The following is a 14,464-nucleotide window of genomic DNA, read 5'->3' on the forward strand; positions in this document are numbered from 1 at the left end:
CCATACCCTCGGGAGGAATCCATGTCCTCACCACCGGTGAGCCGCCGCAGCGTGCTGCGGACCACCGTCGTCGCCGGCGCCGCCACCGCCGTCGCACCGCTGCTGCTGTCCGGTGAAGCCGCCGCGGCAAGGCCCGACACCGGCGTCTCGGCCTACGCGTTCCCGCTCACCGCCGTGCAGCTGCTCACCAGCCCGTTCACCGCCGCCGCCGGCCGCATCCAGTCCTACCTGCTGTTCCTGGACAACGACCGGCTGCTGCACACGTTCCGCCTCAACGTGGGCCTCGCCTCGTCCGCCACCCCGTGCGGCGGCTGGGAGTCACCGACCACCGAGCTGCGCGGGCACTCCACCGGCCACATCCTGTCCGCGCTCGCCCAGGCGTACGCCAGCACCGGCAACACCGCGTTCAAGACCAAGGGCGACCAGCTCGTCACCGTCCTCGCCCAGTGCCAGTCCCGCGCCGTCACCGCCGGCTACAACACCGGCTACCTCAGCGCGTTCCCGGAAAGTTTCATCGACCGGGTCGAGGCGCGGCAGGCCGTGTGGGCGCCCTACTACACGCTGCACAAGCTCTTCGCCGGGCTGCTGGACATGCACCTGCTGGCCGGCAACGCCCAGGCGCTGACCGTCCTCACCGGCATGGCGGCGTGGGTCAAGTTCCGCAACGACCGGCTGACCCAGACTCAACGCCAGAACATGCTGGACACCGAGTTCGGCGGCATGAACGAGGTCCTCACCAACCTCTACCAGCTGACCGGCAACGCCGCGCACCTCGCCGCGGCGCAGCAGTTCGACCACGCCGAGGTCTTCGACCCCCTCGCCGCCGGCACCGACGCCCTGAACAACTACCACGCCAACACCCAGATCCCGAAGGTCATCGGCGCGATCCGCGAATACCACGCGACCGGGACCGTTCGCTACCGCACGATCGCGGTCAACTTCTGGGACATCGTGACCCGCCGGCACAGCTACGCGATCGGCGGCAACTCCAACGGCGAATACTTCAAGGCACCGGACCGCATCGCCAGCGAGCTGTCCGACACGACCGCCGAGTGCTGCAACACGCACAACATGCTGAAGCTGACCCGGCAGCTGTTCTTCACCGACCCGTCCAGAGTGGACTACCTCGACTACTACGAGAAGGCCCTCTACAACCACATCCTGGCGTCGCAGGACCCGAACTCCGCGCACGGCTTCCAGTGCTACTACGTGCCGCTGCGTGCCGGTGGGATCAAGACCTACAGCAACGACTACAACAGTTTCGTCTGCTGCCACGGCACCGGCATGGAGAGCAGCACCAAGTTCGGCGACAGCATCTACTTCCACGACGGTGCGAGCACGCTGTACGTGAGCCTGTTCATCCCGTCGGTGCTGACGTGGTCGGCGCGGGGCGTCACGGTCCGCCAGGAGACCGGCTTCCCGGAGACGCCGTCGACCCGGCTGACGGTGACCGGCTCCGGCACGTTCACCATGAAGGTCCGCATCCCTTCGTGGGCCAGCGGTGCGACGGTCCGGGTCAACGGGACGGCGCAGGCCGCGCCCGCGCCGGGTTCGTTCGCCACGATCAGCCGCACCTGGGCGTCCGGCGACGTCGTCGAGGTGAGCCTGCCGATGGCGCTGAACCGTGAGGCCACGAACGACAACAGCAGCGTCCAGGCGGTGAAGGTCGGCCCGATCGTCCTCGGCGGACTGTTCGGCACGAACAACCTCTCGGCGCTGCCGGTGCTCAACCCCGCCACGCTGACCGCGACGGCGACCCCGTTGCAGTACACCGCGGGCGGGGTCACCCTCCAGCCGTTCTACAAGGTGCACGGCCAGCGCTACAGCGTCTACTGGTCGGTCAACACCAACCCGCCGCTGCCGCAGTTCGTCGCGCATTACCTGTTCGACGGCAACGGCAACGACGCCACCGGCGGCGGGCGCACCGCCACGGTCGTCAACGGCACCTACGTGACGGGCCGCACCGGCAGCGCCGTGAACCTCAACGGCACCAGCGGATACGTGGCGCTGCCGTCGGGAATCCTGGCCGGCGCCACGAACTTCTCGATCGCGCTGTGGGTGCGGGTCGACGCGCTCACCAACTGGGCCCGCGTCTTCGACTTCGGCAGCGGCACCGGCGTCAACATGTTCCTGGTGGCCCGATCCGGCTCCGGCACGGCCCGGTTCGCCATCACCGCGACCGGTGCCGGCGGCGAGCAGCGCATCGACGCACCCGCCGCGCTGCCGGCCGGGGCGTGGACACACGTCGCGGTCACCCGCGACGGCAGTCTCGGCGTGCTCTACGTCAACGGCGCGGAGGTCGCCCGCAACACCGGGATGACGCTCAGCCCCGCCAGCCTCGGCTCCACCACGCAGAACTGGGTCGGGCGGTCGCAGTACGCCGACCCGTACCTCACCGGCGCCGTCGACAGCCTCCGCCTCTACAGCCGCGCCCTCACGGCCGCCGAGGTGGCCGGCTTCGCGTCCAGCGGCACCTGACCTTGACCCCGAAAGGAGCGCTCATGCTGCACCGGTCCACTGTGCTCGCCGTGCTCGCCGCGGTGACCATTCCCATTCTGAACTGGCCGACGGCGGCCGCCGCCGCGCCGGTCACGTTCACCAGCACCGTCGTCAGCCAGCCCACCGGCCAGTGCGCCAACATCCCGAACGGCGCGCCGACCAACGTCCTGCAGCTCGTCCTGGCCGGCTGCAACGGCGCCACGAGCCAGAACTTCACGTTCGTCCCGGTGGCGAACGTGACCGGCACCTACACCATCAGCACGTTGACCTCCGGCTCGTGCGTCGACGTGACCGGGCGGTCCACCGCGGACAACGCGACGATCATCCAGTACACCTGTAACAGCCAGACCAACCAGCAGTTCCGGCTGCAGACGGTCACCGTCTCCGGCGTCACGAACACGTTCAACATCGTCGCCGTCGAGTCCGGCAAATGCGTCACCCCGGCGTCCGCCGGTCTGGTCCAGCTGACGTGCTCCTCGGCGGCCAACCAGGTGTGGCGGCTGCCGTCGTACAACGGTGGCACGACGACGACCAGGACGTTCGCCAACCCGCTCGACCCGCAGGGCCCCGACCCGTGGCTCACCTACTACAGCGGCTACTACTACCTGGCATCCACGACGTGGAACCGCACCATCACGATGCGCAAGAGCCGCACCCTCGGCGGCCTGGCCACCGCGCCCGAGACGGTCATCTTCAACCTGACCCGGCCCAACGGCGCGGGCACCATGTGGGCGCCCGAGTTCCACCTGCTCAACGGCCCGAACGGTCAGCGGTGGTACTTCTACTACACGGCCGGCGCCGAGCCGTACAACCTGGGCACCCAGCGCATCCACGTGCTGGAAAGCGCCGGGCTCGACCCGATGGGCCCCTACACGTTCAAGGCCGACCTGCTCGACCCGGCTTCTGACAACACGTGGGAGCTCGACCCGAGCATCCTGCAGCTCAACGGTCAGCTGTACCTGCTCGGCACGTTCTACAACGGCTCGCAGCCGATGTTCATCCGCCCGCTGAGCAACCCGTGGACGGCCAGCGGCACCCGCCGCATCCTGTCCACGCCCACCTACAGCTGGGAGACGGTCGGCGGCGCCGTCAACGAGGGCGCCGAGGTCCTCACCCGCAACGGCAAGACCTTCATCGTCTACTCCGCCAGCCACTGCTCGACCCCGGACTACAAGCTCGGCATGCTCACCTACAACGGCGGCGACCCGCTGAGCTCCTCGTCGTGGGTGAAGTCCCCGAACCCGGTGTTCCAGCGCTCCAACGCCAACTCGGTCTACGCCCCCGGCCACAACGGCTTCTTCAAGTCGCCCGACGGCACCGAGGACTGGATCGTCTACCACGCCAACAGCTCTGCCAGCGGCGGCTGCGACATGAACCGCAGCACCCGCGCCCAGAAGTTCACCTGGAACGCCGACGGCACCCCCAACTTCGGTGTCCCGGTCGCCCTCGGCGCGCAGATCGCCGTCCCGTCGGGCGAGCCCGCTTCCTGACGGTCGTCGCCCCGGCGCCCTCCTCGGGCGCCGGGGCACTCCGTCAGACCGGCAGAGCCTTGGTGCCGAGCCCCTTGATGGAGGCGCGGACGTTCTTGCCCGGGTAGAACAGCGCGAAGCAGCGCCGGTGCCGGTCGCCGGAGTTCCAACGGTTCTGGTCCATGACGTCCCAGAAGACCCCGATGTCGGCCCGGTCCTCGAACCGGTCGGCGGTGATGCCCAGGTACTTGGCGATGAGGGCGTTGCAGCGGTCGACCGACCAGTCCTCCAGGACCTCCTCGGCGGGGAGGGCACCGCCGGCGGCGAGCTGCACGGTGCCGACGAACTCGGCCCCGTGCGGCTTCGCGCAGTCGATCTGCGCCAGCGCGTAGACCCGGTCCCACCAGCCGTCGGCGGCCTTGGTGCCGTTGACGGCCAGGCAGCGGATCGCCTGCGGCGCGTTCCCGGCCAGTGAGCCCTTCAGCGACGCGGACGTCAGGGACATCACGCCCATGGCGTTGGTCGACGTGAAGACCGTGCAGACGTAGGCCCGGCGGCCCTCCCGCCACTGGTCGCGGTTCGGCACCTGCACGTCGATGCCGAGCATGCCGGTGTGCCAGTCGCCGCCCACGTAGTCGCTGACCGCCGTGCTGCACGCGGCGTACGCGGCCTGGAACGCCTCGCTGCCCGCCGCCGGCGGTTCGTCCGCCTGCGCGGCGCTGCCGTCGACGGTGCCGACCAGCACCACCTCGAGCGCGTGCCCGCGCTCGCACTCGATCGGGGTGGCCTGCACGAAGCCCGGATCGAACGGTGTCCTCGTCGGGCTGTCCAGGCACATCCCGGCGCGCGGCACGGCCGTGCCCGGCTCCGCCGCCCCCGGCGCGGCCAGCGGCTGCCAGCCGTCGAACAGGTCACCGTCGGTGCCGGGGGCGTTCCGGTCGCAGCCGGACACCCCGAGCACCGCACCGGCAAGGACGGCAGCGACCGCTGTCCGGACCCGCGTCATCATCGTCAGTCTCCCCGTGTACCCACCGAACAGTGGAGATCATGACTGTCTTCGCCGCGCCCGCACGTTGTCAACACCCGTTCGGCGCGCGTTTCGAGGGTCCGGCCGTCGAGTGGCCGGCCGCGGCCGCCGGCGGAACGGGCCCACCCGGGCGTGGCCCGGCGGGACGGGCGCCGCGGCCCGGTCGGGCGCGGCGGTCACGGTGCGTTGTCGCGGTCTTCGCGGCGGGGGAGCGGGACCGGGCTGATGTCGTAGCCGAGGTCGACGATGGCTCGTAGCAGGTAGGCGCCGATGCGGCGGAGAATGTCCACGCCAGGCAGCGTGACGGTTGTCGATGCAGCGCCGGTACGGCCGCGGCTGGCGGCGTTCTCCAGCGGGGCTGTAGCGAGGCTGTAGCGAAACTGTGCGGAAGATCCACCCGGCTCGATCACGCTGGGCGACATCCCCCATGCCGGTGTCGACGACAGGACCTTCCGATATGAGACAGCTCCGCACCATGGCGGCCGCCGCTACCGCGCTCGCACTGTTAGCCGTCGCCGGGTGCGGGTCGACGCCCGCGGCCGGGGAAGGGGCGAAGGACGAAGGGGCGCCGGTCGCCGGTGGGACGTTCAACTACGCGATCGACTCCGAGCCCAGCTGCCTCGACCCGCACGTGAGCCTGGCCGACGCGACCGCGTTCATCACCCGCGGGGTCGTGGACTCGCTCGTGGTGCAGGACGCCGACGGCAGCTTCAAGCCGTGGCTGGCGAAGTCGTGGAAGGTGTCCGACGACCTGAGGACGTACACGTTCGACCTGCGCACCGACGTGACGTTCCACGACGGGACGAAGTTCGACGCGGCCGCGGTGAAGGCGAACTTCGACCGGATCGTGGCCAAGGAGACCAAGTCGCAGTACGCGAGCACGCTGATCGGGCCGTACACCGGCACCACCGTCGTCGACGAGCACACGGCCGAGGTGAGGTTCAGCGCGCCGTTCCAGCCGTTCCTGCAGGCGGCCAGTACCGCGTACCTCGGGATCCAGTCGCCGAAGGCGTTCACCGACTACGCGGGCGCGTTGTGTGAGCACGTCGTCGGGTCGGGGCCGTTCGTGTTCGCCAGTCACACCCGGCAGCAGAACGTGACGCTGACGCGCAGCCCCAGCTACCCGTCGGCGCCGCCGAACGCGAAGCACGCCGGGCCCGCGCACTTGGAGAAGGTGGTCATCCGGTTCCTGTCGGAGAGCGCGACCCGGCTCGGCACGCTCACCAGCGGTGAGGTGCAGGGGATCAGCGCCGTGCCGGTGCCCAACGTCGCCGCCGTCCAGGCGAACACGAGCCTGCAGCTGATCCGCACCGACGCGCAGGGGGCCGTCTACACGCTGTTCCCGAACACGTCGCGGGCGCCGTTCGACGACGAGAAGGTCCGCCTCGCCTTCCAGCGGGCCCTCGATGTCGACACGCTCGTCAAGAGTGTCTACTTCGGACAGTACAGGCGGGCGTGGAGCTTCCTGTCGCCGAACACGAAGTACTACGAGCCGTCGCTGGAGCAGAGGACCAAGTACGACGAGGCCGCCGCGAACAAGCTCCTCGACGACGCCGGCTGGACCGCGCGCGACGCCGACGGCTACCGGACGAAGAACGGCAAACGGCTCGCGGTGGCCTGGCCGTACACCCAGCAGCAGGCCGCCGTCCAGCAGCGCGGCACGTTCGCCCAGGCGGTGCAGGCGGCGGAGAAGAAGATCGGGATCGAGGTCGTGCGGACCAGCGTGCAGACCGCGGAGCTGTTCGGGCTCGTCGCGAAGGCCCAGTACGACATCTTCGACGAGAGCTGGACCCGGGCCGACCCTGACCTGCTGCGCATCTTCTACGCCTCCACCAGCAAGCCGCTCACCGGCCAGAACATCTCGTGGGTCAACAACGCCGAGGTCGACGGGTGGGTCAACGGTGCCGCCGCGACCGCCGACGACGCCAAGCGCAAGGACGCCTACAGCAGGACCCAGCTGTGGGTGCAGGAGCACGCCGTCGCGTTCCCCGTCTACGTGCCCGCGTACCTGCTGGCCGCGTCGACGAAGGTGCACGGCCTGCGGTCGGACCCGGCGTCGTTCCCGCTGCTCTACGATGCCTGGCTGAGCAAATGAGCGCGAAGTGAGCCAGGTGCGGTGGCTGCTGCGCCGGCTCGCCGGCGGGATCGGCGTGCTCGTCGGCGCCGCCACCGTCACCTTCCTCGCGATGGAGCTCATCCCCGGTGACCCGGCGCGCGCCCTGGTGGGCAGCGCGCCGGCCACGCCGCAGACGATGGACCTGATCCGGCACGAGATGGGCCTCGATCTGCCGCTGCCGGTGCGGTACGCGCGCTACCTGGGCCGGCTCGCCACCGGGGATCTCGGCCGGTCGTACCAGCTGCAGCAGCCGGTCAGCACGATCATCGGCGAGCAGGTGTGGCCGACGGTGCAGCTCGCGCTCGCCGCGACGGTCCTCGCGTTCGCCGGGGCGGTGCTCGTCGCCACGCTCACCGCCGGCCGGTGGCGGGCCGCCCGCGGGATCGCGCAGGCGGCCGAGCTGGTCGCGGTGTCCACGCCGAGCTTCTGGCTCGGGCTGCTGCTGCTGTCGGTGTTCGCGTTCCGGCTGCGGCTTGTGCCCGTCGGCGTCGACCAGGGCCCGGCAGCGCTGATCCTGCCCGCCGTGACCCTCGCCGTCCCCGTCGGCGCGATCCTCACCCAGGTGCTGCGCGACGGGATGGAGGGCGCGCTCCGGCAGCCGTTCGTCGTGTCGGTGCGGGCCAGAGGCGTCACGGAGTTCACGCTGCGGGCCCGGCACGTGCTGCGGCACGGGCTGAGCCCGGCGGTCACGCTGTCCGGGTGGCTCGTCGGGCACCTGCTCGGCGGCGCCGTGCTCGTCGAGACCGTCTTCGCCCGGCCCGGCCTCGGCCGGGTCACCCTGGCCGCGATCAGCAGCCGCGACTTCCCGGTCGTCATCGCCATGGTGCTGTTCGTCGCGGTGGTGTTCGTCGCCGTCAGCACGGCGGTCGACGGCCTGTACCGCGTCATCGACCCACGGCTGCGGGGAGCATCGCCGTGACCATCGTGGACACGACGAGACGGGTCCCCAGGGTGCCGACCGCCGGGGTCGTCGCCGCCGGGATCGTCCTGGCCCTGCTGCTCCTCGCCGTCCTCGCACCCGGCCTGCTCACCCGCACCGGACCGGACGAGGTCGACCCGATCATCGCCCTGCGCGCCCCCGACGGCACCCACTGGCTCGGCACCGACCAGCTCGGCCGGGACGTGTTCACCCGCATCGTGCACGGTGCCCGGATCTCGCTCGTCACCGGCATCGCCGCGACCCTCCTCGCCGTCGTCGCGGGCACGGTGCTCGGTCTGCTGTCCGCGCTCGGCGGGCGGATCGTCGACGAGGTCCTCATGCGCGCCGTCGACGTGCTCCTCGCCCTGCCGGGGATCCTCCTCGCGCTGCTCGTCATCGCGGTCCTCGGGCCCGGGCCGGTCAGCGAGCTCGTCGCGATCGCGTTCGCGGCCGTCCCCGGCTACGCCAGGATGATCCGCGGGCAGGCGCTGTCGGTGCGCCGGGCCGACTACGTCACCAGCGCCGTCGCGATCGGCGTGCGCCCCGCCGGCCTCGTCTGGCGGCACGTGCTGCCGAACTCGCTCGGCCCCGTGCTGGTCCTCGCGACGCTCGGCACCGGCAGCGCCATCATCATCGGCTCGTCGCTGAGCTTCCTCGGCCTCGGCCCGCGCCAGCCGACCCCCGAATGGGGCGCGATGCTCGCCGACGGCCGCGACTTCCTGTCCACCGCCTGGTGGGTCGGCGTGTTCCCGGGCCTGGCCATCACCGTCACCGTGGTCGCCGTGACCGTCCTCGGCCGCCGCTGGCAACGCCGTTTCGAAGGAGTCCGATGACACTGCTGCGGGTCGAGGACCTCCGCGTGACCTTCCACAGTGGACGGCGGCGGGTCGAGGCCGTCCGCGGCGTCTCCTTCACCGTCGGGAAGGGGGAGTGCCTCGCGATCGTCGGGGAGTCCGGGTCCGGCAAGAGCGTCACCGCCCGCACCCTCGTCGGCCTCACCGGGCCGGGAAGCGACATCGAGGCCGGTCGCCTGGAGTTCGCCGGGCGCGACCTGCTGACCATCGGGCCCCGCGGCTGGCGGGCGGTCCGCGGCCGGCAGATCGGGCTCGTGCTGCAGGACGCCCTCGTCTCACTCGACCCGCTGCGCACCGTCGGTGCCGAGATCGCCGAAGCCCTGGGCGACCACGACGACCGCCGCGCCAGAGTGCTGGAACTGCTCGCAGAGGTCGGTGTCCCCGAGCCCGAGCAGCGGGCACGACAGCATCCGCACGAGCTGTCCGGCGGGCTGCGGCAGCGCGCCCTCATCGCCTCGGCGATCGCGGCCGGGCCGTCGCTGCTCATCGCCGACGAGCCGACCACCGCCCTCGACGTCACCGTCCAGGCGCAGATCCTCGCGCTGCTCGCCCAGCGCAAGGCGACCGGCACGGCGCTGCTGCTGATCAGCCACGACCTGGCCGTCGTCGCCGGGCTCGCGGACCGCACCGCGGTGATGCGCGACGGGGTCGTCGTCGAGGCCGGGCCGACCGCGCAGGTCCTCGGCGACCCGCAGCACCCGTACACCCGCCAGCTGCTCGCCGCGGTCCCCGGCGCGCACCCCCGGGGCACCCGGCTGTCAGGAGGTCAGGCCCCTCGGGTCGCCCGTGCGGCATCGGTACAGCGGCAGCCGGTGCTCGAAGCGCGTGGCCTCACGAAACACTTCGGCTCCCGCGTGGCGGTGCGGGACGTCTCGCTCACGTTGCACCCAGGCGAGATCCTCGGCCTGGTCGGCGAGTCGGGGTCGGGCAAGAGCACGGTCGCCCGGGTCGCGCTCGGGCTGCTCGCCCCGGACGGCGGCGACGTGCTCCTCGAGGGCCGCCCGTGGAGCGCCCTGCGGGAGCGCGACCGCCGGCCGCTGCGGCGCAGGATCGGCGTCGTCTTCCAGGATCCGCTGAGCTCCTTCGACCCGCGGCACCCGGTGGAACGCATCGTCGCCGAGCCGCTCGGCGTCATCGGCCACCCGCGCCGCGACCGGCGCCGCCGCGTCCTGCAGCTCCTGGACCAGGTCGGGCTCGGCGCCGCGGTGCTCGACCGGCGGCCGATCGAGCTGTCCGGCGGCCAGCGGCAGCGGGTCGCGATCGCCCGCGCCCTGGCGCCCGGCCCGGCGCTGCTGGTCTGCGACGAGCCCGTGTCCGCCCTCGACGTGTCGATCCAGGCGCAGGTCCTGGATCTGCTGACCGATCTGCGGGCGGAGCTGGGCGTGGCGATGCTGTTCATCTCGCACGATCTCGGGGTGGTGCATCATCTCTGCGACCGGGTCGCCGTCATGCGCGACGGCGTCATCGTGGAGCACGGACCGGTCGGGCCGGTGTTCGCCGCGCCCGTCCACCCCTATACCCGGGAGCTGCTCGCGGCCGTCCCGCGGCTGGACGTCGTCACACCCGGCACGGCTCGCTGAGCACCCGGCGGATGCGACCCAGGTCGAGGTCGATGGAGAAGCGTGACGGCACGTGCACCGGCGGCGCTTCGAGTGCCGGGTCGAAGGAGAGCACGGCCTGGTGCAGGCGGCGCAGCGCCGGCGAGGGCTCCAGGCCCAGCTCGTCGGACAGGACCGTCCGCAGGCGGGTGAAGACCTCCAGCGCGTGCACCTGCCGGCCGGAGCGGTAGAGCGCCAGCATCAGGTGCGCGTGCAGGTTCTCGTGGACCGGGTGCCGCTCGACCAGCGCGCTGAGCTCGCCGATGAGCTCCTGGTGCCGGCCGAGCCGCAGGTCGACCTCGATGCGGCGCTCGATGGTGGACAGGCGACTCTCCTCGAGGCTGGCCAGCCATGTGCGCAGCACCGGCCCGGGCTGCACGTCGACGAGCGCCGGGCCGCGCCACACCGCGAGGGCGTCGCGCAGCGCCATCGCGGCGGCCGGGTCGTCGCCGTCGCTGAGGGCCTGGCGGCTCTCGCGGAGCCGGTCCTCGAACGCGTCGACGTCCAGCTCGCCCTGCCGGGACACGAACAGGTAACCGCGGTCGCGGGTGACGAGCCGCCCGGCGCAGCCGGTGCCGATTTTGGGCTCGCTGTCATTGCCGAGGCGCAGCGCGCGGCGCAGCTGCATGATGTACGTGTGCAGCGTCGACACGGCGCTCGCGGGTGGGTTGTATTCCCACAGCTCCTCGATGCACTGGCTCACCGGCACCACCTGGTTGGCATTGAGCAGCAGCAGCGCGAGCAGCTGACGTTGTTTCGGTGCGGTCGGCACCTGGATCGCTCCGTCAGCGCACAACAGCAGCGGGCCAAGAACTCCCAGTTTCACGATGTCTCCTATCGGATTAATAGGATTTTGGTCCGACTTCGCCGCTTGCTTCTTTGCAGGATTGGGCGCGGTCGTTGATTCGGCGTTACCGCTTGTATTGAAGACTATCGCAGGCAAATACTACGGTCAAGGTAGGAAATCGGACGCTAACGGCGACCTTTGGCACGTGATTGAGCAGGAGAAACGCGATAAGCGCGCAGGAAAAGATCGGTGGCGTCCGCACAGATCTCGTCGATTTCCCAAGGGGACAACTGGAGCGTGCCATATTTGGATCGCTGCTGTCCCTCGTAGGTGAGCTGGGACACGAAATGCGCCGCCGCGCGGTCCGGCCGGTCGGCGCTCAGCACGCCCTGGGCGGTCAGCACGGCGACCCGCTGGATCAGCCAGCCCAGCAGCTTCGGCCCCGACTGCGGCTCGTCCGCGCCGCACGAGCGGTGCAACTGCGGATGGTGCGACACCTCGGCGATGATGAGCCGGCGCAACGCCGACACCTCAGGGTCGAGGGTCGCGGCGAGGAACTGCCGGCCGAGCCGCAACAGGTCCTCCTCCAGCGCGGCCGGGTCGGTCAGCAGCGACTCGTCGAGCTCGGTGTCCCGGTCGGCGCCGGTGCGCGCCTCGTCGACCACCGCGACGAACAGCCGCTCCTTGTCGCCGAAGTGGTTGTAGATGGTCTGCTTCGACACGCCCGCCTCGGCCGCGATCGTGTCGAGATTGGCGCGCTCATAGCCGGCGGTGATGAAGATCCGGGTCGCCGCCCGCATGATGGCGGTGCGCTTGCCGGGCAGCCCTCTCGGTGCGCTTTCGGGCAGTGTGACCTGCGCCGCCGTCGTCGTGCCAGCCACGCGCATCACCCTCCCCGTCCCGCCGATCATACTAGACGGTACAGTCCAGATCGCTACCAGTCCAGACCGCCGTGCACGTCCACGACGCTGCCGTTGACGTAGCCGGCCGCCGCCCCGGCCAGGAACACCGCGACCGCGGCGACCTCCTCGCCGCGACCGGGTCGGCCCGAGGCGAGCCGGGGACCGTACTTCGCCCACACCGCCGCGTTGCCGATGAGCTGCTCGCCCATGCCCTCGGCGATGATCCCGGGCGACAGGCAGTTGACCGTGATCCCGTGCGGCGCCAGCTCCACCGCCGCCGTGCGGGTCAGCGCCTCGACGGCCGCCTTCGACGCGCTGTAGGCCGCCGCTCCCGGCGTCGCCCGCGTCGCCAGGGCCGACGACAGCGTCAGGATCCGCCCGCCACCGGCCCGTCGCAGCGCCGGGACCGCGGCCTGCACGGTGTGGAACGTGCCCGCCACGTTCGTGGTGAGCACGTCCGCGAACGCGTCCGGCGCCAGGCCCGCGACCGGCCCGGGCCGGCTCACCCCAGCGTTGGCGACGACCACGTCGATGCGGCCCAGCCGCGCCTCGACCCGGTCGAACAGCTCCCGCACCGAGTGCGGGTCGGTCACGTCCACCTTCTCGTCCGGCGGCTCCGCGGACCGCGCCGCGACCACCACCGTCGCGCCGTGCGCGGACAACGCCGCCGCGATCGTCCTGCCGAGGCCCCGGGTCCCCCCGGTCACCACCGCCACCCGTCCTGCCAGACTCATGCCGCCACCTCCGCTTCGCTCCGGCGCTGGCCTGATCCGACGCCTGTGATCCCGACGTGCGGCTCCTCGCTCCGCTGCGGGCCTGCTTGTTGCCGCCACCTCCGCTTCACTTCGGCGCCGGCCTGATCCGACGCCTGTGATCCCGGCGAGCGGCGCTGCGGGCCGCTCGTTGCCGACAGCCTCCGCACCGGTGCTACACAACACCTGGAGCCCGTCTCCAGCTCGGTCGTGGGCGACGCTCCATCGAGCACTGTCAGCGTCGTGGCATGGCAGATGCGAGGCGAGACCGGCGCCGGGTGGCGATCACCGGCATCGGGGTGGTAGCTCCCGGCGGGGTCGGCACGAAGGCGTTCTGGGCGCTGCTCACCAGCGGGCGGACCGCGACCCGGACCATCACCGCGTTCGACGCGAGCGCGTTCCGCTCCAGGGTCGCCGCGGAGTGTGACTTCGACCCGGCGGCCGCCGGGCTGACCCAGCAGGAGATCCGGCGGATGGACCGGGCGGCGCAGTTCGCCGTCGTCGCGGCCCGCGAGGCGCTCACCGACAGCGGCCTCGACTTCGGCGCCCGCGACCCGAGCCGGACCGCGACCGTCATCGGCAGCGCCGTCGGCGCGACCACCAGCCTGGAGCGCGAATACGCGGTGGTCAGCGACGCCGGCCGGCACTGGCACGTCGACCCGCGCTACGCGGTGCCGCACCTCTACGACTACCTGGTGCCGAGCTCCCTCGCAGCCGAGGTCGCCTGGGCGGCCGGCGCGGAAGGCCCCGCCGCGGTCGTGTCGACCGGCTGCACGTCCGGCCTCGACGCCCTCGGCCACGCCGCCGACCTGATCCGCGAGGGGTCCGCGGACGTCGTCGTGGCCGGTGCCACCGACGCGCCGATCTCGCCGATCACGGTCGCCTGCTTCGACGCCATCAAGGCAACCACCGCCCGCAACGACGACCCCGAGCACGCCTCGCGGCCGTTCGACCGCAGCCGTGACGGGTTCGTCCTCGGTGAGGGTTCGGCGGTGTTCGTCCTGGAGGAGCTCACCGCCGCACGGGCCCGCGGCGCCCGGGTCTACGCCGAGATCGCGGGGTTCGCCGGGCGCGCCAACGCCTTCCACATGACCGGCCTGCGCCCCGACGGGGTCGAGATGGCCGAGGCGATCCGGGTCGCGCTCGACGAGGCCCGCCTCGACCCGACCGCCGTGGACTATCTCAACGCCCACGGCTCCGGCACGAAGCAGAACGACCGGCACGAGACCGCCGCGGCGAAGCTGAGCCTCGGCGCGCACGCGTACAGGACCCCGGTCAGCTCGATCAAGTCGATGGTCGGGCACTCGCTCGGCGCGATCGGCTCCATCGAGATCGCCGCGAGCGCCCTCGCGATCGAGCACGGCGTCATCCCGCCGACGGCGAACCTGCACGAACCCGACCCCGAATGCGACCTGGACTACGTGCCGCTGCACGCACGGGAACAGCGCACCGACACCGTCCTGTCCGTCGGCAGCGGCTTCGGCGGCTTCCAGAGCGCCATGGTGCTGGTGAGACCATGAGGGCCCTGGAGCGCAGTGTCG

11 protein-coding genes are annotated in these 14,464 nt (G+C 71.4%); 7 read left to right on the forward strand and 4 right to left on the reverse strand.

The window, feature by feature from the left end; all coding sequences use genetic code 11:
- The first annotated feature begins 21 nt into the window (after window positions 1–21).
- Window positions 22–2,478, forward strand: a complete 2,457-nt coding sequence (locus tag ABZS58_RS41150; protein ID WP_354789225.1) for a beta-L-arabinofuranosidase domain-containing protein — start codon at window positions 22–24, stop codon at window positions 2,476–2,478.
- A gap of 23 nt (window positions 2,479–2,501) precedes the next feature.
- Window positions 2,502–3,989: a family 43 glycosylhydrolase gene (locus tag ABZS58_RS41155; RefSeq protein ID WP_354789226.1), complete on the forward strand. Its 1,488-nt coding sequence runs from the start codon at window positions 2,502–2,504 to the stop codon at window positions 3,987–3,989.
- Between the two features lie 43 nt (window positions 3,990–4,032).
- Here ABZS58_RS41155 and ABZS58_RS41160 read toward each other — a convergent pair whose 3' ends face one another.
- Window positions 4,033–4,977, reverse strand: coding sequence for a septum formation family protein (locus ABZS58_RS41160; RefSeq protein ID WP_354789228.1), 945 nt, complete (start codon window positions 4,975–4,977; stop codon window positions 4,033–4,035).
- A gap of 475 nt (window positions 4,978–5,452) precedes the next feature.
- Here ABZS58_RS41160 and ABZS58_RS41165 point away from each other — a divergent pair, with 475 nt between their 5' ends.
- Genes ABZS58_RS41165 through ABZS58_RS41180 form a run of 4 tightly spaced genes read left to right on the forward strand, consistent with a single transcriptional unit; the run spans window position 5,453 to window position 10,464 of the window.
- A complete protein-coding gene (locus ABZS58_RS41165; protein WP_354789229.1) occupies window positions 5,453–7,090 on the forward strand; it encodes an ABC transporter substrate-binding protein in 1,638 nt (545 codons plus the stop codon).
- Between the two features lie 7 nt (window positions 7,091–7,097).
- Window positions 7,098–8,030 (forward strand): ABC transporter permease, encoded by a 933-nt coding sequence (locus ABZS58_RS41170; protein ID WP_354789231.1) that lies wholly within the window; start codon window positions 7,098–7,100, stop codon window positions 8,028–8,030.
- Window positions 8,027–8,863, forward strand: a complete 837-nt coding sequence (locus ABZS58_RS41175; protein WP_354789232.1) for an ABC transporter permease — start codon at window positions 8,027–8,029, stop codon at window positions 8,861–8,863. The genes ABZS58_RS41170 and ABZS58_RS41175 overlap by 4 nt, the downstream gene beginning before the upstream one ends.
- Window positions 8,860–10,464 carry an ABC transporter ATP-binding protein gene (locus ABZS58_RS41180; protein ID WP_354789234.1) on the forward strand — a complete coding sequence of 535 codons (1,605 nt, stop codon included), beginning with the start codon at window positions 8,860–8,862 and terminating at the stop codon, window positions 10,462–10,464. The genes ABZS58_RS41175 and ABZS58_RS41180 overlap by 4 nt, the downstream gene beginning before the upstream one ends.
- Here ABZS58_RS41180 and ABZS58_RS41185 read toward each other — a convergent pair.
- The 3 genes from ABZS58_RS41185 to ABZS58_RS41195 all read right to left on the reverse strand — a co-directional run bounded on the left by ABZS58_RS41185 (window position 10,442) and on the right by ABZS58_RS41195 (window position 12,905).
- Entirely contained in the window at window positions 10,442–11,308 is an 867-nt protein-coding gene (locus ABZS58_RS41185) for an AfsR/SARP family transcriptional regulator (RefSeq protein ID WP_354789236.1), read from the reverse strand. The two genes, ABZS58_RS41180 and ABZS58_RS41185, sit on opposite strands and share 23 nt — an antisense overlap.
- Before the next feature lie 146 nt (window positions 11,309–11,454).
- A complete protein-coding gene (locus tag ABZS58_RS41190; protein ID WP_354789238.1) occupies window positions 11,455–12,150 on the reverse strand; it encodes a TetR/AcrR family transcriptional regulator in 696 nt (231 codons plus the stop codon).
- Between the two features lie 53 nt (window positions 12,151–12,203).
- Complete coding sequence (locus ABZS58_RS41195) at window positions 12,204–12,905, reverse strand: SDR family NAD(P)-dependent oxidoreductase (protein WP_354789239.1); 702 nt, start codon at window positions 12,903–12,905, stop codon at window positions 12,204–12,206.
- A 266-nt stretch (window positions 12,906–13,171) separates the two neighbouring features.
- Here ABZS58_RS41195 and ABZS58_RS41200 point away from each other — a divergent pair, with 266 nt between their 5' ends.
- Window positions 13,172–14,443, forward strand: coding sequence for a beta-ketoacyl-[acyl-carrier-protein] synthase family protein (locus ABZS58_RS41200; RefSeq protein WP_354789240.1), 1,272 nt, complete (start codon window positions 13,172–13,174; stop codon window positions 14,441–14,443).
- Window positions 14,444–14,464: the final 21 nt, after the last annotated feature.

Source organism: Dactylosporangium sp. NPDC005555 (assembly GCF_040605635.1).
Lineage (GTDB): Bacteria > Actinomycetota > Actinomycetes > Mycobacteriales > Micromonosporaceae > Dactylosporangium.